A 23,690-nucleotide genomic window follows, 5' to 3' on the forward strand; every position below is an offset into this window, starting at 1 on the left:
CCTATTGTTGCCCGAAATGCTGCAACATGCGGTAATGCGAGTACAGGGCCGAGGCAAAGCTCCGGTTTTCCAGATACGGCAAACCAAATTCGCGGGCAGTGTCTTTGACAATAACCGTAATGGCCGGGTAGTGAATATGACACACTTTCGGAAAGAGATGATGTTCAATCTGCCGGTTCAGACCACCGCAGATAAATGCAGCCAGAGAGCTGTCAGGCGCAAAGTTAGCCGTTGTATGAAGCTGGTGAATCGCCCATGATTCCGACATCATGCCGCTATCGTCCGGCATCGGAAATTCGGTTCCTTCCACCACGTGCGCTAACTGAAAAACGAGCCCTAACACGAGGCCTTCCGTCAAATGCATCAGCACAAAGCCAGCCAGCACCTGCCAAACCGTCAGATCCAGCACAAGGCAGGGAACGACCAGAAAGGCAAGGTAATACAGCGTCTTACCTACAAACAGGTTTACATACTCGCCCCGCGAATGAACGGCGTTTTTATGCTGACCGATTTTGCTTTTAAAGAATTTGACAAAGTCTTTCCGGAATACCCAGGACAGGGACGCAAAAGCATACAGGGGAATGGTGTAGATGTGCTGGTAGCGGTGCCAGGGATATTTCGGATCATCCGGATTAAGCCGCACCAGCCCCGGCGCTACCTCAATATCTTCGTCATGCCCGGGAATGTTGGTGTAGGTATGATGCACCACGTTGTGGGTAATTTTCCAGACGTACGGACTGGCACCAAGCAGATAAAAACTATTTCCGAGCAGCCGGTTTACCCACGGACGGGATGAAAACGCGCCGTGGACGGCATCGTGCGACACATTAAAGCCGATACAGGCGGCAAAAATACCCAGCAACAGACTCATGCCAAGCATCGCCGGGGTTGAAAACTGATTTGATATGATCAGGGCATAGAGCCCGATGTAACCTCCTAAAAAAAAACAGGCTTTCCCCCACATTGATCGGTTTGCATATGGAGAAAGCGCCTGCTCAGTAAAATAGGCATCAACCCGCTCGCGTAACGTAACGAAAAAAGGCGAGTTTCCTGCCGGAGTAAATTTAAGTTTTTTTGCCATCGGCATGTTTTATTAACTAATTGATTGATCAACAGAAACAGATTGCCCCGCGTCGTTAACCTAACTGATTCGACAGGGATCCGGAACAGTGAAGAGCCACCAATTGGCTTGCTGGATAGGTCAGTTTTGTCTGTTCTGACCAAAAACTGAAGCTATTATTTTCTATCAGACCGGCAACGCACTTGCTGAAATGGCGCTGATCTTTATTTGACAACGCAAATAACGGAAATTAGTTGTGTTTCTACGCCTATCCCGGGCAACAACACCTGATTGTTTTTTTACCTGAAATCATAAGCTAAACAGTATCAGCCGGTCAAAAAAAAAGAGGGAAAACACGTTCCCTCTTTTTCCTACGTTTCCACCTATCTAGTTAACTCATTCATCTACTAGTTCTTCAGTATGGGGCATGAGCCGTTCTGACTGCTCATCACACCGCTTTCGTTATGTCGTCAGTTTATTTTCTTCCGTTGATAATGGTACGATACGTGATTCCCGTCGACGGATCGACCGCCTGATCATCAATAGAAATATTGGTTCCGTCGATGGATCCGACTTTCTGCGAACCATAATACATGTCGTAGCCGCTGCCGACCGCCTGAAGTTTCACCTGTCCCAGGGCACTTATCTGATCGGTTTCTCCGGTGATTTTAATCGTTTGGGTCAGAAACAGGACATTGGCCGAATCGCGGCGGGCCGTAACTGAACCCGATAACGTAGTGGTGCCTACGGTGTAGGGCATGTTAAACTCATACAGGGTAACGGCTGCCGAATCGGCCCGATAGTATGAAATCGGGTATTCGCCCGCTACCTGCGTCGCTGCGTCAGGTTCAGGATCGTCTTTAGAACAGGCGGCCATAACAAAGGCCAGACACAGACCGAAAAGATAAAGATGCCAGCGCATACATAACAGTTGGTTGATTCATTAGTCAGTACGCGGGGGGGTTCTGAAACGTTGAGGCTTTGTCAAACTTTTTTTTCAAAGTGTAACAGACCAGGGCTTTTTTTTACGCAAAAAATAAAAAAAGGCGGCGATACCGGTTAAAGTTGTACCACCGCCTCCAAAAATAATTATGAAAAGAGTATACTTTTTCAATCAACTAAGTATACCCAAATTAACTTTTTGTCTAATTTTGTACATCTTGTTGTTATGCAAGATTGTTAAGTTTGAAACTAAAACGGGCGGCTTTTAGCTGCCCTGTTTTGTTTTTACGCCACCTGATCGCCGGCGGCTACCGCTGGCGGTACGGCCTTTGCCCCTGCCTGCTTTTTATTGATGTGGTTATTGATCCATCTCATCATAAAAATGGTAATGATTGTCGCTGCCGATACGATGTATCCCAGCAGCGGATATTGCTCTAAATAACCGTCGGGCCGCTGCACCACAATTAGCCCGGCGACCAGTGAAGCAACGCCCCCTGCCACCTGTTGGATCGATGCATTGACACTCATAAAGGCCCCCCGGTCTTTCGCCTCCGGCACCGCTGAGATCATGGCCTGCGACGAGATCATCCGCCCCGATATACCCACAAACAGCAGGACATTCAGGCCGATAATGCCCCATAGCGGGGTTTGTCCCAGATTACAGTAGATAATGGTGACGGCAATGCCCCAGATCGAGGCATAGGTAAAGAGATTGAATTTGCCGGTTTTATCACTCAGCCGACCCATTATGGGACCGAGCCCAATTGAAAATACGCCGGTGATGGTATAAATCAGCGGCAGCTGATCCGCCGTTACGCCCAGGTTATGAATGGCATAGGTACTCCCGAACGGCATCAGCATAAACCCGCCGGTGGCCAGCAGAACCGTAGCGGCAAACCCCCGCAGGTAGGTCGGCTGCGAAACGGTGTGCATCAGGTGGCGGAACGGATTATTGTCGGTCTGCAAGGTGAGGTGTCCCGTAACCGGTTTCATATACCAAACCATGAACAAACCCACCAGTATACTGACAGCCACAATCATCCGGAAGGGCGAGTGCCAGCCGTAGTTGTTTGCCAGAAATAAGCCCACCGGAATACCCAGCACCTGACTGGCAGCAAACGACATCTGTACAAAGCCCATGACGCGGCCCCGCATCTGCCAGTCGAATAAGTCGGTGATAATCGCAAACCCAATCGATGAAATGACCCCGCCAAACAGACCGGTGATGATGCGGGCCGCCAGCAGGGCTTCAAAGTTCGGGGCCAGACCGCAAAACAATGTCCCGAGTACAAAGCCGCTGTAGAAGAACAGGAGCAGCTTTTTCCGGTCGAAACGGTCGGCGAAACCAGCTGTCAGGAGCCCCGACACCCCGGCACTGAAGGCATAGCCGGAAACTACCCACCCGAACTGAGCCGTTGTGATGCTGAGTTCGGTCAGCAGCTGGGCACCAAGCGGCGAGAGTACCATGAAGTCGAGAACGACCGTAAATTGAATAAATGCCAGAATGGCAATAATCCCCTTCTGGTAGGGGCTCAGGTTGTTGTTTACCGGTTGTTGTGCTTGCATTGTCTATAGATGTTAAGGCGTCAAGGCTTTGATGACTAATTCAAGGGTCTGGTTCATGATCGGCTCATCGAGCGTAAACTTTTTTGAGCCGGGCAGTCCCTGTCTGGACATATGGAATTTGACGAGCTGATACAAAGGAGCAAACGCAACGGACCAGTATACTTCCATCGGTAACGGCACCAGCTCGCCGCGCGCAATTGCATGCTGAGCCCACGTACGCATGGCATGTATAAACGTACTTTTCGACGCCCCCTGCAGCCGTTCGTGAAACGGAGAATACCGGATCTGCTCCATAAAATGCATGCGTTCGGGGTTTTCCAGGCAATACCTCGCGCGGTTCATCCACTGAATCCGGAGCCCTTCTTCAAAATGCATCTCCGGATCAAATCCGTCGAGGGTAATGTCGGCCATGCGCGCGTTTTCAGTTTCAAAAATCTGCATGATCAGGTCATCGCGGTCTTTGAAATAAATGTAAATCGTGGCTGGCGACACACCGGCGGCCTTTGCCAGCTTTTGCATACTCAACCCGTCAAACCCTTCCTTTACAATCATTTCAAGCGCCTTTTCCCTGATGGCCAGCTCTTTATTTTCGTCGCGTAATCTCATATCTGATTCAAAAATAAACGAACGTTCTTTTATTATCCATAATAAACTGACGTTTTAACTCCTTTTTAATAACGCACTATGCACAGACAATAAATGCTTAACAGGCTGCGCACCGTTAAAATAAGCCGCCGTATTACTTTTGCAGGTATTAATAGATTGTCCCTGACATGATGAAATCTCTGCTTCCGCTGGCTGCTCTTGCCGGTCTGGGTCTGCTGGCCGGTTGCCAGACGCCCCGGCAACAAACCACGATACCATCCAAAGCCCTGACGACCATTGCCTTTGGTTCGTGTAGTGACCAAAAACGTCCGAAACCCCTCTGGGACGACGTGGTTGCCACCAAACCGGACCTGTGGATCTGGCTGGGCGACAACATCTACGGCGACAGCCAGAACATGGATACGCTCCGGGCAAAATATAACCGGCAAAAATCGGAGCCCGGCTACCAGCTGCTCCGGCAGTCGACACCCATCATCGGAGTATGGGACGACCACGACTACGGGGTCAATGACGGCGGGAAGGAATACCCCAAACGGGTAGAAAGCCAGCAGCTCATGCTCGACTTTCTGGATGTACCAGCCAATGACCCGCTACGGAAGCAGGCAGGCGGCTACTCGGTGCATACGTATGGCCCGACAGGCAAACAGGTCAAGGTAATTCTGCTGGATGGCCGCTATTTCCGCGATCCGCTAAAGAAAGACAGCGGCGGGAAAAATAACGTACCCGACCCATCGGGCGACATCCTGGGTGAGGCCCAATGGACGTGGCTGGAGCAGCAGCTGACCAACTCAACGGCCGACGTACACATCATTGGCTGCGGGATTCAGTTTATCTCCGACGACCATCCCTATGAAAAGTGGGGTAATTTCCCGACCGCCCAAAAGCGGCTGTGGGACCTGTTGGGCAAAACAAAGCCAAAGGGGGCCATGCTGATCAGCGGTGACCGGCATATCGGTGAAATCTCAAAAACGGAGATTCCGGGCCTGGGCTATGACCTGTACGACATCACCAGCAGCGGTCTGACCCACACCTGGGCGGCTCCGCGCGACGAACCCAACACACACCGCGTTAAAGACATGGTCGTCAAACTCAACTTCGGGCTGATTACCATCGACTGGGCCAAAAAGCCGCTGACGGCCAGTGTGAGCATCATGGGCGACAACCGCGCTAACTACCTGACGCACGAGATTGTCTTTTAATAGTCTCTGTAACCACAAAGACATGAAGTAAACGTATTACCACAAAGACAGGAAGGCGTGAAGCGGCACGAAGGTTTTATTCTGTTAAAACAAGAAACCTTCGTGCTCCTTCGGTTCTTCCCGTCTTCGTGGTTCTCCCTTTACAAGCCGAGAAACGAGCGACGGTAAACCTTCGGCAGGTCTGCTTCGAACAGGGTAAACGGATCCGCGTAAAACCGTTTGAAATCGGCTTCGCTGGCTTGCCCGGGATAAGGGGCATAAAAGTGCGTCGGGCTGCGGGTATCATTGCGCCAGACCAGCACATACGCCATCCGGACTCCCTCCGCCTGCAGGGCAGGCAACAGCTTTTCCGTCCACCAGGTTACGTCCGGAATAGATTCCAGACCGGTTTCGGTAAAGGCGGCCAGTTTGCCTGCTTTACGGGCATAGTCGGAGACGATCCGGAGTTTCTGCACGCCTGCTTCCAGGTTATACCGGCCATTCCGGCCAAAATCAGCGTAATCGTCAATACCGACCATATCGACGAAATCATCGCCGGGGTAGCGTTCGAGGTACTGCTGTTCGGTGGTAAACAGGCAGTCCGGCGAAAAGGCGTAGATAAAATTATGGACGTGCAGGCTGTCGCGCAGATAACCGACCGTAAAGCGCCACAGACCCGTGAACTCTTCTGCCGTACAGTGTGGCCTCCCCCACCAGAACCAGTTACCATCCTGCTCGTGGTACGGCCGGAAGATCATGGGCACCAGTTTACCGTCGGCCCCGCGGGTTGAGTTGGCTAGCCTGGCCACCGTTTTCAGAATGGATTTATATACCTCATGCTGGCTGCCTCCCGGAATCAGGTTACGGACTGCGGGAGCAGATGCGCCGTCTTTCCAGTAAAATCCGGTCTGCGGGGTAACCGGATTGGTAAAGTGCCAGGCCACCGTTGTGATGCCGCCGCGGTTATAGGTGTCCGCAATGGTTTTCCGCAATTTCTCCAGATTCACCCCGATCTCCCGCTCCGAACGACCGGAAAGCCCGCTGAAGTCAACGCCGATTACGGCCGGATGAGAACCAGTCACCGATTTAACATCGGACCGGTCTGCATCGCCAAACCAGCCGTGTCCATATTCCATGGCGTGCTGGTGACCAAACAGCGTGTGTTTCCGGGATAATTTATGCAGGTTTTTATAGAGTGCCACCGTCTCTTTGGTGGCGTCTTTGTCGATCAGTGACGGGCCTGCACAGCTTTCTGCAATTGGCAGCCATCCCAGCAGGACCATTAGTAATGTATGTTTCATTACGTTAAAATTACCTACAAAGCTGTTTTAAACCACAAAGAAACCTACGCGGCACAACGTTTTAAACGTTTAAAACGTTGTGCTACGTCTTTGTGGCAAAAAAACAAGCCAGACAACTTGCCTGGCCTGTTTCCTTCGTGTTCTTTAACTGTCTGACTACCGGTTATTTCACCAGCATAATATCATCAAAGTAGAACGTTTCGTCCTGTTTGTCAGGCCCCTGAATCCGGAAACCGACCTGAGTCAGCTTTTTGCCCGTTACCCACAAATCCATGTCCGAAATTTTGATCTTGAAGTAATTCCAGACACCGGCTTTGACGTCTACCTTATTGGTCGCAATATAATCGCCGAAACCACCCTTGCCCGCATCGGTCGTGATGTAGAGCGAGTAATCGGCCGAAGCGCCTTTAATCCAGCCGGTAATGTAGGTATAATCGGCTGAATAGCTGATCGGCGACGACCAGTTGGCGAAACCGATCAGGTGCCAGTTGCCCTTCTGGTAGGTCTTCCCTACCGATGCGGTACCGGTTTTGAACTCCTTCGTCGAAATGGCCCCGGCATCGCCCCAAGAGCCATCCTGATACCCTGCGCCATAAGCGTCCGTAAAGATCGGGTAGGCCTTGTCGATGTTCACAAATTCCTGCCGCGTCCGGATGCGGCCGGTGCCGTTGGTAATGCTCAGCGTACCACGGTTCAGCGTCGTAGACGGCATCTGCACCACCAGCTGGGTTTTGGTTTTCGACACAATCGTGGCGGCATCCGAAATCCCTTTCACCGAATCAGCAATGGCCACTGCCGACACATCATCCAGGTTGTTACCCGTCAGCGTAATCTGCGTGCCTTTGGTGAAGTTGTAATTCGACACGCTGGCCACCGTCGGATAGGCCAGTACCTTAAACGTTACCGAGGCCGACGTACCGGCGCCGTTGGTAAACGTAATTTTCTGGCGGCCACCGAGCGCATCCGTCGGAATCCGGAAAATCAGCGCATTATCTGTATTCAGGGTGGGCTGGAACCCGGCCGGAATACTCTGTTTTTCAAAAACAATCGACCGGATATCGCCCAGACCGCTCCCCGTCAGGGTAACCACGGTTCCACCCGCCGCTGAATCCGGCGCTATGGCGTTCAGCGACATACTGCCGGGGCTGATTTGCGGCCGGCCGTCGGTATCCTTTACACAGGAGGTCACCATACATCCTGCCGACAAGGTCAGCACCGACAGGACTGCTATATGTTTGAATCGTTTGAAAGTCATCTGCATACGTAGTTAAGGATCAGGGGATTATTTGTAGTAAGGCACCGGTTCTTTTCCCAGTTCAGGGTCCTGTACGATTTCACCGGCCGGAATAGGCAGATACATCTTGTCTTCTGTGAAGTTGGTGATGTAGTTCGGTGCATTCACAGAGCCACGGTTTTGTCTGGCAATCATCGCTTTTGCCTTTGCAAACCCCTGACGCTGAATATCGTACCAGTAATCGCCTTCAAAAGCAAACTCAACGCGGCGTTCGTGCAGGATATCGTCCAGCGTAAACGATGTTTTTGGTCCTAAACCGGCCCGCTTCCGCACCTTATTGACGGCATCGAGCGCACTTGCCTCATTGGTCGAGGCATTTGTGCCCAGTACGGCTTCGGCATAGATCAGCAAAATGTCGGCATAGCGCAGCAGGACCACGTTATTACCCGAGTTTTGCCCCAGCACCGATTCGCCGCCAAAACTTTTGCCCGGACCGGCAAAGTACTTGGCAATATTCGACCGGGTAGCGTTCAGGTTTCCGCCCGCATCGGCCGGCTGCAGCGTGTCGTACTTAAACCCGTTGGCCATGAACTCATTGTATTTCGGTGCATTCACCCGCTGTGGTTTCCAGCCCGCGTTTGTCCAGCCGTGTTCCATCACCGACCAGCGGCGGCGCAGGTCACCGAATTCATACTCCTTGAGCAGATCGAGCGACGGCACGTACATTTCCCAGGCATCGGCTTCGGCTGTCCGCAGGTTACTGGCACCGCGGTCCGGATTTTTGATGTTGCCGGTTCCCCACGGGTCCTGCGCCAGCTGATGCTGAATCGAGAAGAGCGTTTCGGCGTTGTTGTTCATGCTCATTTTGGTAAACATACCGTAGTAGTCATCCACGAGCATGTACTTCCCTGAGCTGATTACTTCCTGCGCTTTGGTTTTCGCATTGGCGTAATCTTTCTGGTACAGATACAGCTTGGCCATCATGCCTTTGGCGGTATATTTCGTCAACCGGCCCGGCACATCCGACTCCGGCAGCCCGGCCTCCGCCAGCTTCAGCTCTTCGAGTGCAAACCGCAGTACGTCTTTTTGCAGATACCGCGGAATGTTAAAGTTCCCCGACAAAGCCGTTGCTCCCGGATCGGTGATGATCGGTGCCGCTCCCCAGGTCCGGGCAATATAGAAATACACCATTCCGCGCACAAAATGGCATTCGGCAATGGCTGGGTCGAGGTAGCTCGCGCCCCCGCCGGCCGCTTTTTTCTCTTCGAACGTTTTAATCATCACGTTTGCATACCCGATGATTTTGTAAAACGCACCCCATGCCGCCCCAATCCGCTCCGACGCCGACGAGACGGTAAAGTTCAGGTATTCGACGTCGGTGTAGGTAAACATATTACCCGACATCACATCGCCGATGGCGTCCTGGGCGCGGCTTTCGAAGTTCCGCCAGGGCAGTCCGCTGTAGAGCGTGCTGGTTGCGCCCCGTACTTCATCGGCGTTGTTATAGTAGTTGCCGGTTGTTGTGCCCGACAGCGACGGGCGGTCAATAAAACTTTCCTTGCACGACGACAGCAGCATCACTGGTGTCATCAACGCGGCATATATGAAATTCCGTTTCATGTCTGTTTAATTGAGTGATTGAGTGGTTGAGTGATTTAGTGACGTTGCCTTGCTGCTTCTTCAGCGTTTCGCTCCTTCGCTAAATCGCACAATCACTCAACAGGTTTAGAATTGCACGTTTGCACCAATGGTAAAGGTCCGCGGGTTTGGATAGTGGCCGGTGTCGACGTTCATCAGCTTGATGCTGTTGTTGAAGGCGCCGATTTCCGGATCGTAACCCGAGTAATGCGTGAACGTTTTCAGGTTCTGGATGCTCCCGTAAATCCGCAGGTTCGACATCTTCACCCGGTTCAGAATCGTGCGCGGTACGCGGTAGCCCAGCGTAATGTTCTGAATGCGCCAGTATGAGGCATCCTCCACGTAACGGTCCGACATCGCCGTGTTGTTTTTGTTCGTCACCGTAAACCGTGGCAGTGTTCCGTCGGTATTGGTGTCGGTATACCGGTCCATAACCGTCCGCATCTGGTTCGACCAGGCATTGTTCAGCCCTTCAAGCTGCCAGCGCAGGAAGTTGAACGCCTTCGCCCCGTGGCTTCCCTGCAGGAAGATCGAGAAGTCGATGTCGCGGTACGTCAGTGAGTTGGTCAGACCCCAGGTAAATTTCGGTAACGGACTGCCAATATACGTCAGGTCATTGGCATCGACTTTCCCGTCGCCGTTGATATCCTTGTAGCGGATGTCACCCAGCCATGTCTCGGTCTGATTCACTTTGTAACCGAACTGAGACGGCGCTTTGGCCAGCTCTTCCTGGGTCCGGAACAGTCCGTCGGTTACCAGCCCCCAGAATGATCCGACCGGGCGGCCCGGGGTGGTGTGTGTAACGAGGTAGTTGTTGTAATATACTTTGCCGTCGAGTGCCGAGGCCGCGCTTGCTGCCTTTTCGTACTTGTTGGTGAACTGCGTCAGCACGCCGTTGGTTTTCCAGGTAAAGTCGCCTTTTTTGATGTTCACCGTCGACAGGCTCAGGTCGATACCCGTGTTGGTCATCTGACCGGCATTCCCCAGCGGCGCTTTCAGGTCATCCCACTGATCGCCTACCCCGATCAGGTTCGGCCCTGTCAGGAAGATGATCATGTCGGACGTTACTTTTTTGTAGACGTCGATGGTCGCGTCGATGCGGCCGCCCAGGAAGCCCAGATCAATACCGGCGTTCGTTGTTTTCACGGATTCCCACTTCAGGTTCGGGTTCGGAATGCCATTGATCATGTTCGACGACCCGAAGCCAACCGGCCCCGAGAAGAACTGCACGGCCCCCACATAAGCCGGGTTCGGTGCACCGCCCGGGAAGTTCTGGTTCCCTACGGCCCCGTAGCCGACACGTACTTTCATGTGGCTCAGCACATTGGAGATAGCTCCCTTGGCAAACTTCTCGTTTGTAACGGTCCAGCCGGCCGACACCCCCGGGAAGTACCCCCAGCGGTTGTTTGGCCCGAAATTCGATGAACCGTCCGTCCGGAAGCTCGCCGACAGGGAGTATCGCTCATCATAGGTATAGTTGGCACGGGCAAAATACGACTCCATGGCCCACTGTCCTTTGCCGCCGCTCAGGCCCCAGGTCGTCTGGTCGGAGCTACCGGTGTTCAGGTCAAAAATGTTGGCCTGCAAATCCACTTTCGTACCCGAAATGCCCTGGTAGTACGATGCCTGTGCCTGATGACCTAAGGTCGCCTGCACGCCGTGTTTCTTCCAGTACTTATTGTAGTTCAGGTAGTTAGTAATCGAGTAGTAATAACTGTCGGAGCGTGAATCGATCAGCTTACTGCGGAACGACGTTCCTCCTACGTTCCCGGCTTTCTGAAAGGCCACGTTGTTGTCCTGACCGAGGGAGTACGAAATTTCGTTGCGCAGCGTCAGGTCTTTCGTGAACTGGATTTCGGCGTAGAGGCTACCGAAAATGTTGTTCGTTGTTTTGGTATTGCCACGGTACTGGCTGTTTCCGACGAGATTGGCGTTGCTATACTGCACCCCGCCCACGGTCTGCCCGCCGCCCCAGCTTCCGTCCAGGTTTTTCACCGGAATCAGCGGGCTGGTAATCGCGCCCCACCAGATGGTTCCTTCGGCGGCATCGGCCAGCGACACATTCTGAATACTCCGCGACACATTAGCACTGACCCCTACCTTTGCCCAGCTCTTAAGCTGGTTGTCGAGGCTAAACCGGGTAGCATACCGCTTAAAGTCAGAACCCAGCAGGATACCCGTGTTGTCGAAGTAGTTGAGCGACAGGTAATAGGTTGTTTTATCGCGGCCACCCGAGAAGCTCAGCTGGTGGTTCTGCACTTTTCCGCGACGGAACATGGCTTCCTGCCAGTCGGTCCCTTCGCCCAGCAATTCCGGCTTTTTGAACTCATCGGCCACCGGATTGCCGATGATCGGCAACACCTCATTCTGGTATTGGGCAAATTCGCGCAGGTTCATCAGGTCGAGGCGGCGGGCCACTTCTGACACCCCGGTATACATCTCGTAGTTGATTTTCCCTTCGCCGGCCTTGCCTTTTTTGGTCGTAATCAGGATCACACCATTAGCCGCCTGCGACCCGTAAATCGCCTGGGCCGATGCATCCTTCAGCACGTCAATCGACTCAATATCATTCGGGTTCAGCATGGCCATCACGCTGTTACCCGTCTGTCCGTCGCCGCCACCCAGCCCGGCATAGCCGCTGCTCGACGAGGTATTACCACCGACAAACGGCACGCCGTCGATGACGAACAGCGGGTCATTGCTGTTGATTGAGGTCACCCCGCGCACTTTTACCGAAACCCCACCGCCCGGCTGTCCGCCGTTGCTGGTGACGGTTACCCCGGCCGCCTTTCCCTGCAACAGCTGGTCAATCCCGGCCGCCGGCATGTCTTTCAGCTCCGTTGCCTTGATGCTGGTGATGGATGAGGTTACGTCAGAGCGTTTGGTTGTCCCGTAACCGATCCGGACCACGACTTCATCCAGCGACTGGTCGTCCATCACCATCACCACATCGACACTGGTGCGCGAACCCACTTCGATTTCCTGCGTTTTCATGCCGATAAACGACACCACCAGGACCCTTGATCCCGCCGGCATGTTTATCGAAAAACGGCCATCGGCGTCTGAGGTTGTGCCGACCGATGTACCTTTTACCGACACCGTCGCTCCGGGCAGCTTATTGCCCTTATCGTCGGAAACCACCCCTTTGACAATGGCTTTAACGTCTGATGCGGCCCCCGTTGCCGCCCGGACATCCTTAATCGTAGCCAGTAGAGGCCGGTTTTTATCGACCGCTTTTCTGGCCATGGTGCGGTCCTGCGCCTGCGTACCCATGCAGATACTCATCACGAAAACCCCTGAAAGCATATGTTTGATCATACAACAAAAGAAAAAGGGTTGTTTGTAAACTTAGAAAATAGACATGATAGAGAATCGTTGGTGTACGATCCCTGCTTTTCATTTTTGGTTTATATTCAGACTATACGATTGATTGCCTGATCAGCCGGCCCAGGGGCAGCGAAATCATAACCGATGTACCTTTACCCGCCTCGCTGTGCCACATGACCTGCCCCCCGAGGTAAGCAATCCGCGAATTAACATTGGCTATCCCGCTGCCGGTGCCGGTGGGCGGGTTGTCGGCAAAATTGCCGCCGATGCCGTCGTCATCGACACTAACGAGTACGGCTTCGTCATTGGCCATCAGCTGCACCGTAATATGCTGTGCCTGTGCATGTTTAAGGCCATTATTCAGGAGCTCCTGGATAACCCGGTACAGCATAACCGAGGCCTCATCGTTCAGGGGTGGCAGCTCGCCGTAGTGCTCCAGATCCAGCCGGGTCCGGTTTACCAGATTCAGTTTCTGTACCAGGTCTTCGAGCGCCGGAATAAGCCCGAACGTCGACAGGGCGTAGGGCCGGAGGTCGTTTGAAATCACCCGGGTTTCGGTGCAGGCTTCATCCAGAAACTGGTTCAGCGGATCTTTTACCGACAACGGCAGTTGTTCCTGATGGGCCTCCACAAACAGTTTGATCCGCGAGAGCTGAATGCCCAGCCCGTCGTGGAGATCGCGGGCAATGCGGCTGCGTTCGCTCTCCTGTCCGTCGATCATAGCCCGCAGCGATTTAAGTTCCAGTTTCCGGATTTGCTGCTCGGCAATCACGGCCTGCTGCCGGGTAATCAGTTTTTGCTGGCGACGCAGAAAGACCAGTGCCACGACTCCTAACACACACATTACCAACCCGGCTACTAACATATAATTCACGACACTCTGGGTCCGGTTTTGCTCCTGGATCAGCTTTTTTTCAACCTCCAGCGACTTAATCTGGTTATCGAGTTCCTGCACCTGAATGCCTTTTGTCTGTTCAGACGTATAAAACTCGTTGGTATATTTCAGCGCCTTCAGAGACCAGGCATAGGCGCTCTGGTTATCGCCCAGCTGTGCATAGCTGGTAGCCATATGCCTCGACAACTCCCGCATGATGCCGATATTTTTCTCCGCCACCGACAGCCCGAAGCTGGTCTGAAAGTAGTTGAGTGCGGCTTTTTGCTGCCCGCGAAACTGCTCAACCAGGCCCAGATAAAAGTAATTCAGACTGATCAGCCAGTTAATTTTCTGCTGCTTCGCCATCACCAGACTACTGGCGGCGAAATACCGGGCGGAGTCGGGCATCTGCAGCCGGGAATACGAACTGGCCAGCAGATTCCGGGAATAGGCCTCAAAATAGGCTTCCTTATGTTCTTCACTCAGCTGTACTGTCCGGCGCAGGTCAGTTATTAAGGTGGCATTGACCGCATTCGAGTTTTGCAGGATATTGGCCAGGCTAATGCGGCATTCGATGACCTTGTGCATATTGCCGGCGCGGGAAAAATACCGCATGGCATTCCGGGTATATTTAACCGCCGCATTTTTCATGAACGTATCCTGCGAATAATAATCCCCGATGGCAATCTGTGCATTATAATACCCGACCGAATCCCCGACCAGACCGTAATAGCGCATGCCGTTCAGAAAGGCTTCGATGGAGTATTTGTTATACCACCCGAACCGTTTGTTATAGTGCCACCCCAACTCCTGATAGGTATCTGCGGCAAGCCGGTATTTTTTATGCTCAATCAGGGCGGCAATCTGTTTTTTGAGGCTGTCAACCGGTTCTGTCTTAGCATATCCCCAACCGATCCGGCTGGTCAACAGGCACAGCAATACCGCGATCACCGTTACCGGTCGCCCTGTCATTGCCCTAAACCCTGTTGTCAAGCTCACCTACGTATCGTTAAAATCCTGTTAATCAATACAATGCAATTCCATAGCGGTTTTGATCAGTAACGCCGTATTGGGCACCCCGAATTTCATCAGCAGACTGCTGCGGTGAAACTCAACGGCTTTTACACTGACAAACAACTGGTTCGCCATCTGTTGTGTAGTCAGGCCCTGCGAAATCAGGTTCAGCACTTCCGACTCGCGGGGCGTCAGGTTAGGCCTGGCTCCCAGCCCCGACGACGTTCTCCGGTTTTTCGGCGAATCGTCCAGCAGGATCTGCATGATCGTCTCGTTGAAATACTGCTTCTCATGGTACACCGTCTGAATAGCCTGCAGCAGTTCTGTCTTGGTTGTATTCTTGAGTAAATACCCTTTTGCTCCTTTTTTCACGACCCGCTTAATCAGACTCGCATCATCGTGCATCGTCAGCGCAATCACTTTGGTGACCGGATACGTCCGCGTAATGAACTCACACAGGCCAAGACCGTCTTCGATCTGCGGAAAGGAAATATCCAGCAATACCACATCGATACCGGTCTGTGCCAACCGCTCCGTAACCGACTGCACCGTGTAACAACGCTCCGCTACCTGTATCTCTGCTGAACCTGATATCAGTGATTCGATTCCCTCCACAAACACGTTGTGATCATCCGCAATTAACACCCGAATCATACTTCAGCTAAATTGAATATTGTGTAGCAAAATTAGGACTATTTATATCGTCCGGAGAATAGTGAAAACCCCACGAACTGCAAATTTAGGGTTTACCCTATATATGGCCTAATTGATGCGATTAGTATACAAACGTAGAGCCGCAACATCTTGCGGCTCAGTATCCGGAGGCAGGCATAATCAAAAAGGGCGACCCGGATACAAAAAAAGGCGACCACCGATGAAATAAAAAAAGGGCGACCACCGATGAAATAAAAAAGGGCGACCACCGATGAAATAAAAAAGGGCGACCACCGATGAAATAAAAAAGGGCGACCACCGATGAAATAAAAAAGGGCGACCACCGATGAAATAAAAAAGGGCGACCACCGATGAAATAAAAAAGGGCGACCACCGATGAAATAAAAAAGGGCGACCACCGATGAAATAAAAAAGGGCGACCACCGATGAAATAAAAAAGGGCGACCACGTGGGGTCGCCCGTACAGATAATATGTAGGGGCGACCCCACGTGGTCGCCCAAATGCACGCATCACCCAAATGCACGCAGCGCCCAAATCACATAACCGCCCGTTTCTTTTTCCGTTCCACCCAGAAATACAGCGGAGGCAGCAGAATCGGAGTAAAGACGAGGGTAGACAACAAGCCCCCGATGATTACGGTTGCCAGCGGCCGCTGTACATCGGAGCCGATGCCTGACGAAATGGCGGCGGGGACCAGCCCGATAATGGCAACAATGAGCATCATCAGGATCGGCCGCAGCTGCGAAGCGGCCGCCCCGGCTACCGACCTGGCCAGCGGTTCGTCGGGCAGCAGTTCCCGCCGTCGCTGGATAGCCGCCACCAGCAGGACACCGGCCATCACCGACAGCCCGAACAGGGATACGAAACCGACCCCTGCCGACACGTTGAAGTTATAGCCGCGCAACAGCAGTGCTGTCGTGCCACCTGCCCCGCCGAACAAGACGCAGGCCACCGCCATAAGCGCCGAGCCCATTTGCCGGAACAACATAAACAAGACGCCAAGCACAATGAAAAACGTCAGCGGAATGGCAATGCCGAGCTGTTTGCCCGCCCGCTCCAGGTTTTCGAACTGACCGCCGTATGTGACCGCATAACTGTGTGGCAGTTTAATGGCTTTTGAGACTTTCCGCCGCACCTCCTGCACAAAACTGCCCTGATCACGGCCGCGGATGTTGGTCCGGACAGTAACGAGCCGTTTGCCGTCGAGGCGGTAGATGTTGGTTTGTCCGTCGACCAGACCTACGCTGGCCAGCTGGCTCATGGGAATCAGGGCACCGGTCGGGGCCGGCACCTGCAGGGTTTTGATCACATCCAGGTTATTCCGGTTTTCAGGAAAAAACCGCACCACAATATCGTAGCGCTTGGGGCCATCGTAGAGCGTACTGATGGTTTTACCACCGATAGCCGCCTCAATCATGGTCTGAATCGCCGCTACATTAATTCCGTAGCGGGCAGCCTGCTGGCGGTTAATCCGGATACTGATCTGGGCCTGTGGTCCCTCCTGCTCAATACCCGACTCAGACGCCCCGTCGACCGTACGGACAATTTTCAGTATATCATCGGCATGTTTACGCAGCACCGTCAGGTCATTGCCGGTGATGTTGATGGCCAGATCGGAGGCCGAACCGGTCACGATTTCGGTAACCTGGTCGATAATCGGCTGACCGAACGACAGGCTGATGCCCGGCAATTGCTGCTCCAGTTCACGCTTAATCGTCAGCAGCAGGGTTTGTTTGGTGGTATCATGTACCCAGCCGTCGTAGGGTTTTAGCACCATCAGGATTTCGGTCCGGTTGCTCGGGAACGGGTCGGTCCCATCATCGTTACGGCCCGACTGGGTAATGATGCTTTCAATCTGCGGATGGTGGGTCGCCGTCCGGCGGATTACCGGCGCAATGGTCTGGTTGGTCCGGATGTTGGTTCCCGACGGCATAAACGACCGCATGAAGATCGACCCTTCGTCGAGGGTCGGCAAAAACTCCGTCCCTATTTTTACGGCAAAACTCAGTACGAACAGTACCCCTGCCATCCCGGCTATCACCACGATACGGGGTTGCCGGAATGTCTGGAGGAGCAATCGCTCATAGGCAAATTCAAGCCGGCTGAACACCGTTTTACCGTGTTTTCTCGTCTTCGGCTGCTCCACAAACCGACGGAATACCAGACTCATCAGGACCGGAATCAGGGTCAGGGCAAACAACATGGAGCCAATAACGGCAAAGGCCAGGGTCAGCGCCATCGGCGAAAACAGTTTCCCTTCAACCCGCTGCATGGTCAGGATCGGGCCATAGGCCAGAATGATGATCAGGACCGCAAAAAAGATCTCGCGGCTGACTTCTTTGGCGGCCCGGCCGGTCAGGCTGACAATGCTTTCGGATCGCTGGTGGGCGGCGCTCTCCCGGTAGGCGTGCATCAGGTGGGCGGCCATAACACAGGCCCCGTCAACGATAATTCCGAAATCGATGGCCCCCAGCGACAGCAGGTTGGCCGGAATCCCCGTCAGCTTCATCAGCATAAAGGCAAACAGGAGCGCAAACGGAATCGTTACGGCCACCACGAGTGCCGACCGCACATCGCCCAGGAACAGGATCAGGATGATCACCACCACCGAAATTCCTTCCAGCAACGTGTGCGATACCGTATCGAGCGTATAGTTGACCAGCGACGACCGGTCGTAAATCACCTTGATATGAACCCCTTTCGGCAGTTCATTTTCTTCGAGGTCGTTCATGCGCTGCTTTACCGCTTTCAGGACCTCCGTCGGGTTCTGGCCCCGCCGGAGCGACACAATGCCTTCGACGCCCGAGTTTACGTCGATCCCACCGGCAGGAATGGTGTAGCCCAGAATCCCCTGCGGCTGCGGCGGGGCGAGTTCCACACTGGCCACATCGCGGACATAGACCGGTACGCCGTTGATGTTGGTCAGGACGATATTGCCGATGTCGGTCGCGTTCTGAATGGCCCCAAGCCCACGGACGGCAAAGCCCTGATCACCCCGCTCCACAACGTTCCCGCCCGTATTCTGGTTGTTGACCTGTACCGCCTGAATCACCTGTTCCAGGGTCAGGTTATATTTCCGGAGCCGTTCGGGGGCGGTCAGCACATGAAACTGCTTTACCGGCCCGCCAAACGTTACGACATCGGCCACGCCGGGCACCTGCGTAATTGCCGGCCGGATAACCCAGTCCTGCAGATCGCGGAGATCCATGGGCGTAAACGTTTCAGGAGCTTCTACCACGTAGCGGTAAATTTCGCCCACGGCCGTGGTGAGCGGCCCGAGCTCAGGCGTTACCCCTTCCGGCAGTTCGGCGGCCGACAGCCGTTCCATTACCTGCTGGCGGGCAAAATAATCGTCGGTGCCGTCTTCAAAATTCAGCTGCACCACGGCCAGCCCGAAAATGGTCCGGGAGCGGCGCGCAATTACTCCCGGCGTATTGTTGAGCGCCCTTTCGAGGGGGATTGTCACCTGCTGCTCGACCTCCTCGGCGGCCCGCCCTTCGTACTGGGCAATGACAATAACGTTGGTATCGGCAATATCGGGATAGGCTTCGATTTTGAGGTAGGTAAAGCTTACCAGCCCGGCGGCCATCAGAAGAAACGCGGTAATAACGACGGTGATGCGGTTATCAAGCGCCCATGAAATTAAGGATTGAATCATTGCGGAACGGCTTAATAACCAAAACTGAGACCTTTGAGCTGAATGGTACCCTTCGTCACGACCCGGTCACCGGGGCGAAGCCCATTATAGACCACAATCCGTTCGCCGATCTGCGGCCCGATCAGCACCGGACGGCGGCTGAAGCGGTTACCATCCGTCAGAAAGACATACTCTTTGCCCTGCACCGTCACCAGCGACGATTGGGGTATGGTCAGCGTTTCACCTTCGGAGAGGCCAAACGAAACGGTAGCAAACATGCCCGGCCGGTAACGTCCCTGGCTGTTATTCAACCGGATGCGGAGCTTGATCGTCCGCGTCACGTTATCGACCACATCGCCGAACGACTCAATCTGACCGGTAATGGTTTCGTCGGGATAGGCCGTAAACTGAATGGTACACTGGCTCCCGACCCGCATTTTGTTTACCTGGCTTTCCGGCACATCGCAGACCAGCCATGACTGGCCGGGCCGGGCCTGCTGCAGGCTACCCGGGTTAAAACCGGCGATCTGGAGCTGCGTTTCGTGTTCGGCCAGCAACGACCGTTCATTGGCCAGATCGGTCTGTGCCATCGCCAGTTCGGTTTTCGCCTCCAGCACATCGCGGCCCGTAGCGGCGCCATGCTGCGCCAGATCCTGCGCACGCGCCAGTTCGGTCTCTTTCTGCTTGATGTTTACCCCCTGAATCTGCCGGATATTGGCCAGGTGCTGCTGCAGCTGGCTGTAATCGGCGGTCAGATCCGGATTGTCGAACAGCACCAGCGGCCGCGACGCCCCCGGCGACGAAACCACCGACGCAACGACGTGTGCTGGGGCCTGATAAGTCGTTGAAATGGCCTTCCGGCCAATGATTTCACTCTGGTAGTAGGTTAGCTGCGGCGCGTTGGCGGGATACAGAATAGACTCCCCACCCTGCTCAACCGTCGGGCGGATGACGGGATTAGCGGTCGTTTTTACCGGCGTTTCCTGATGCTGACAACCGGCCGCAAACAGGCTGATACACACTATATACTGTTTCATGGATTGGCAATACGCTGAATCTGTCCTGTAACAAATAATAAATCGATAAAAGCCTGTCGGTAAGCCACTTCCGTTGCCAGATACTCTTCCTCAATGGAGAGCATGGCCCGCTGGGCTTCCAGAAAATCGACGATGGCAGTTCCGCCCCTGAAATAGGCATAGCGGACACTGGCCAGCACCGCTGCTCCCTGCTGACGGATAGCCGCATAACGGGTCAGGTTATCCCGCTGTGTCGTATAGTTGCGTAACGCCACCTGCCCCTCAGTCAGCGCCTGCCGCCGCGTATAACCGGCCACCTGCCGCGACTGATCTTCGGCGATTCGCGCCTTCCGTATTTCGCCCTGGTTTTTGTTGAAGAACGGCAGCGCCATCGTGCCGTAAAAACCCAGGTAGGGAACCCCGTTCTGGGGGTTGTAAATCGCTCCCAGTTCGGGACGCGGTATCCGTAGTGCCTGTTGCAGATCGGCATTGCGTTGGGCAACCGTGATGGCCTGCCCGGCGGCCCGCACATCAGCCCGGTCCTGCGCCAGCCCGCTTACGTCCTTATCGGTCAGCCAGTCGGCAGGCCTGAAAAAAAGGCTGTCCATCCGGTCAACTTCGAGGCTATCTGTTGTCTGGAGCAGATACCGGAGGCGGGTGAGCTGGTTCTGGTACGCCTGCCTTGCCGTCCGGCCACGCAGCCGGTACTGATCGGCCAGTAGCTGCGTTCGCGAACGGTCTGTCTGCGTAATGACCTGATTCCGTAGCCGGACATCGCTGATCTGCACGAGCGTATCCAGGTTATGCTGCAGGCGTTCGGTATAGACAACGGTCTGGTAGGCACTCCAGGCATCGAGCCAGGTCTGTGCTGCCGACCGGAGCAGGTTGCGTTCGGTTTCGGCGTAATTAAGGCGGTTCAGTTCCACCGTTTCTTCGGCCAGGGCAACGCTTTTCTGCCGCTGCCCCGCCACATTTACCGGCGTGGTCAGCTGCCACCAGATCTGGCGGTTTTTGCGGTTTATGGCATTGGTCCCTTCCGGAAAATGCGAAGGCTGCATCAATTGCAGCGACTGGTTATTGAGCGATGGATTGGGGCGCAGACCCGCCGTCAAGACATCGGCTTTGGCCAGGTCCTGATTCAGTCGTTCGGCCCGTAGTTCGGGGCTCTTCTCCTGCACCTGCCGGATAACCTCCCTGAGCGTGAGCTGCCGGACAGCCTGAGCCGACAGCGTCTGAGCCGAACACAGAACGGCAGCTACTCCTACCCACAGCCGTATACCGGTCCGGTACATCAGGTCCGGTTGCGGCCTCATTGGTTTGTTGCAGGTCTTCATGGGGCATACTGAATTTATAGGTGAATCAACGATGCCGGTCGATGAACTGCGGATACTGCCTGCTAACTAATGTATTTGTTGGGAAACGATCAGAATGCCGGAAAACGATCAGAGTAACTTACTCATCAACAATAAATTAACCAAAATAGCACCACACAGCTCCGGCCGGCGACCGCAAAAGTACAGTGACACATGAAGCTCCCCTGTTAGGAAGCTCTTAAGGTTTTATTAGAATTCTGTTAGAAGAATCATTATAACGGTAAGTGTATACAAAATACGGTTATTTTGCCCGGTATGGAGCTGACGCTAATGCGTCCGTTGTGGAGCGTAACAATGCGGTGCGTCAAAGACAGGCCGATGCCGTGTCCTTCGGCCTGCCGCGCCTGGCTGCCCCGGTAAAAAGGCGTAAACAGATGGGGAATATCCCCGGGCTGAATCCCGATACCCTGATCCTCAAAATAAACGGCGCAACCGTGTTCTGCCGGCATGATTTTCACCAGGCAATGGTGATCAGCCGAAAATTTACAGCTGTTCTCCATTACGTTGGCAAAGGCAACCCGCAGCAGGTATTCGTTGCCCCGGACAAGGATGGGTTCACCGGTATCGGTTTTCGGATCAAAGGCAATATCTACCCGGTAGCCGGCCCGTTTCCGGATCACCTCATGGCTGGAGTCCAGCAGCACTTCGTCGATCCGGAGCGGCTTCATGGTGATGACAGAGGGGTCATAACTGGCCTTCGCCAGGTTCAGCAGCCCGTCTGTCAGGCGGCCCAGCCGCCGGGCGTCGTTCAGTACCCGCTGGATAATCTGCTCGTATTCTGCGGTTTGGCGCGGGCGGCGTTGTGCCAGGTCCAGTTCAGCAATAATACCGGCCAGCGGGGTACCGGTTTCATGGGCCACATTCGACACAAACTGCTGCTGAGCGGCAAAGGATTTTTCGAGCCGGTCGAGCATCAGATTAAACGTAATGGCCAGTTCGGCAATTTCATCGCGCCCATTCCCTTCCGGAACACGGTTATGCAGGCTCGTGGCCGTGATCTGCCCGACCTGACGGACCACATCGGCCATGGGTGCCAGCGCCTGTCTGGCAAAAAAACGGCCGGCTATCACCACTACCAGAATACTGATAATGAATGTTATAGCAATTGTATTCCGCAGATTAGCCAGCTTGGAAAGGCCATATTCGTCATAGGCCGCCGCCGTTACGATATACGTTTTTTCGCCGTGCTGATACAGGAACCCCACGACCTGACGGTTTTCCTGCTTAAACCGGAGCTTACCGTTCTGACAGATCTGCCGGAGCATCGCCGACGTTTCCTTTACAAAATCCTCTCTGATATCGTCGTGGTAGATCAGTTGGTTATGCTCATCATACACGGCCATTTCTTCCTGGAAAAGCGTGTTGGGCTGATTCTGGTAGATCACTTTCAGAACGGAGGGCGAAATCTGGCCTTCCAGCAACAGACGGGCTTTGGTATAGGCCTGCTGCTCCAGCCGTTTTTCGTATTGCTCATCCCTGAAATCGGCATAGGCCAGATAAACCGTTATGGCAAAAAACAGGAGGATGGCCGTGATAATGGCCGTGAAGAGGATTGTTAGTCGGTTACGGATTTTCATCCTTCTTTGAGAATAAAGCCAATACCGGATTTCGTATGAATCAGCTTAGGGGTAAAATCCCGGTCAATTTTCTTGCGGAGATAGTTGATGTACACATCAATAAAGTTAGTGCCGGTGTCAAACGGCATATCCCACACCCGGTCGGCAATTTCCGTACGCGGCAGCACCCGCCCCTGATTCAGCAGCATGTATTCCAGGAGATTAAACTCTTTCGGGGTCAGTTCAATTTCCTGACCCGCCCGCCACACAGTCCGGGTCCGCTGATCGAGCTGTAAATCGGCCAGCGTCAGCAGGGCTTCCTGCGGCCGTTTGGCATGGCGTTTCAGCAGCGACCGGATCCGTACAAAAAGCTCCCGGAAATCGAACGGCTTCACCAGATAATCATCGGCCCCGGCATCGAAGCCCTCCACCTTATCGTCGGTAGTGCCAAGGGCGGTGAGCATCATAATCGGCACTTCCGGCTGGCTTTTGCGGATTTGCTGGCAAAGATCAAGGCCGTTGAGGCGGGGCAGGATAATGTCCAGAATCAGCAGGTCGTAGGTTTTGGCATGCGCCATCCGGTGGCCCGTCAGCCCGTCCGGTGCCAGCTCAACCTGAAACCCTTCTTCTTCCAGCCCCCGCCGGATCAGATCGGCAACCCGCTCATCGTCTTCAACAATCAGTACCTGCAT

Annotated in this window: 16 protein-coding genes; 1 reads left to right on the forward strand and 15 read right to left on the reverse strand. The window is 53.9% G+C overall.

What is annotated here, in order from left to right:
* Nucleotide 1 precedes the first annotated feature (1 nt).
* From BLX24_RS02925 to BLX24_RS02940, 4 genes are all read right to left on the reverse strand, one after another.
* Nucleotides 2–1,081, reverse strand: a complete 1,080-nt coding sequence (locus BLX24_RS02925) for a fatty acid desaturase family protein (RefSeq protein WP_071501799.1) — start codon at nucleotides 1,079–1,081, stop codon at nucleotides 2–4.
* Between the two features lie 454 nt (nucleotides 1,082–1,535).
* Complete coding sequence (locus tag BLX24_RS02930) at nucleotides 1,536–1,982, reverse strand: hypothetical protein (protein ID WP_071501549.1); 447 nt, start codon at nucleotides 1,980–1,982, stop codon at nucleotides 1,536–1,538.
* 305 nt (nucleotides 1,983–2,287) lie between these two features.
* Nucleotides 2,288–3,568, reverse strand: a complete 1,281-nt coding sequence (locus BLX24_RS02935; RefSeq protein WP_071501550.1) for an MFS transporter — start codon at nucleotides 3,566–3,568, stop codon at nucleotides 2,288–2,290.
* 12 nt (nucleotides 3,569–3,580) lie between these two features.
* Nucleotides 3,581–4,174, reverse strand: coding sequence for a TetR/AcrR family transcriptional regulator (locus tag BLX24_RS02940; RefSeq protein WP_071501551.1), 594 nt, complete (start codon nucleotides 4,172–4,174; stop codon nucleotides 3,581–3,583).
* 170 nt (nucleotides 4,175–4,344) lie between these two features.
* Between BLX24_RS02940 and BLX24_RS02945 the strand changes: the two genes are divergently transcribed.
* A complete protein-coding gene (locus BLX24_RS02945; RefSeq protein ID WP_071501800.1) occupies nucleotides 4,345–5,373 on the forward strand; it encodes an alkaline phosphatase D family protein in 1,029 nt (342 codons plus the stop codon).
* Nucleotides 5,374–5,513: 140 nt separating this feature from the next.
* Here BLX24_RS02945 and BLX24_RS02950 read toward each other — a convergent pair whose 3' ends face one another.
* The 11 genes from BLX24_RS02950 to BLX24_RS03000 all read right to left on the reverse strand — a co-directional run bounded on the left by BLX24_RS02950 (nucleotide 5,514) and on the right by BLX24_RS03000 (nucleotide 23,690).
* Nucleotides 5,514–6,653 (reverse strand): glycoside hydrolase family 26 protein, encoded by a 1,140-nt coding sequence (locus BLX24_RS02950; protein WP_071501552.1) that lies wholly within the window; start codon nucleotides 6,651–6,653, stop codon nucleotides 5,514–5,516.
* Between the two features lie 163 nt (nucleotides 6,654–6,816).
* A complete protein-coding gene (locus BLX24_RS02955) occupies nucleotides 6,817–7,908 on the reverse strand; it encodes an IPT/TIG domain-containing protein (protein ID WP_071501801.1) in 1,092 nt (363 codons plus the stop codon).
* 27 nt (nucleotides 7,909–7,935) lie between these two features.
* Nucleotides 7,936–9,507, reverse strand: a complete 1,572-nt coding sequence (locus BLX24_RS02960; RefSeq protein ID WP_071501553.1) for a RagB/SusD family nutrient uptake outer membrane protein — start codon at nucleotides 9,505–9,507, stop codon at nucleotides 7,936–7,938.
* A 105-nt stretch (nucleotides 9,508–9,612) separates the two neighbouring features.
* Nucleotides 9,613–12,843, reverse strand: a complete 3,231-nt coding sequence (locus BLX24_RS02965) for a SusC/RagA family TonB-linked outer membrane protein (RefSeq protein ID WP_071501554.1) — start codon at nucleotides 12,841–12,843, stop codon at nucleotides 9,613–9,615.
* Between the two features lie 100 nt (nucleotides 12,844–12,943).
* The gene (locus BLX24_RS02970; protein WP_071501555.1) at nucleotides 12,944–14,698 is read right to left on the reverse strand and encodes a tetratricopeptide repeat-containing sensor histidine kinase; all 1,755 of its coding nucleotides are present in this window, start codon (nucleotides 14,696–14,698) and stop codon (nucleotides 12,944–12,946) included.
* A 48-nt stretch (nucleotides 14,699–14,746) separates the two neighbouring features.
* Nucleotides 14,747–15,394, reverse strand: a complete 648-nt coding sequence (locus BLX24_RS02975; protein WP_071501556.1) for a response regulator transcription factor — start codon at nucleotides 15,392–15,394, stop codon at nucleotides 14,747–14,749.
* A 557-nt stretch (nucleotides 15,395–15,951) separates the two neighbouring features.
* Nucleotides 15,952–19,074 (reverse strand): efflux RND transporter permease subunit, encoded by a 3,123-nt coding sequence (locus BLX24_RS02980; protein ID WP_071501557.1) that lies wholly within the window; start codon nucleotides 19,072–19,074, stop codon nucleotides 15,952–15,954.
* Nucleotides 19,075–19,085: 11 nt separating this feature from the next.
* Nucleotides 19,086–20,090, reverse strand: coding sequence for an efflux RND transporter periplasmic adaptor subunit (locus BLX24_RS02985; protein WP_071501558.1), 1,005 nt, complete (start codon nucleotides 20,088–20,090; stop codon nucleotides 19,086–19,088).
* Nucleotides 20,087–21,382: a TolC family protein gene (locus tag BLX24_RS02990; protein ID WP_177225760.1), complete on the reverse strand. Its 1,296-nt coding sequence runs from the start codon at nucleotides 21,380–21,382 to the stop codon at nucleotides 20,087–20,089. Before BLX24_RS02990 ends, BLX24_RS02985 begins: the two co-directional genes overlap by 4 nt.
* Nucleotides 21,383–21,654: 272 nt before the next feature.
* Nucleotides 21,655–23,019: a sensor histidine kinase gene (locus BLX24_RS02995; RefSeq protein WP_071501559.1), complete on the reverse strand. Its 1,365-nt coding sequence runs from the start codon at nucleotides 23,017–23,019 to the stop codon at nucleotides 21,655–21,657.
* Entirely contained in the window at nucleotides 23,016–23,690 is a 675-nt protein-coding gene (locus BLX24_RS03000) for a response regulator transcription factor (RefSeq protein WP_071501560.1), read from the reverse strand. Before BLX24_RS03000 ends, BLX24_RS02995 begins: the two co-directional genes overlap by 4 nt.

Origin of the sequence: Arsenicibacter rosenii, assembly GCF_001870735.1 — a bacterium.
GTDB lineage: Bacteria > Bacteroidota > Bacteroidia > Cytophagales > Spirosomataceae > Arsenicibacter > Arsenicibacter rosenii.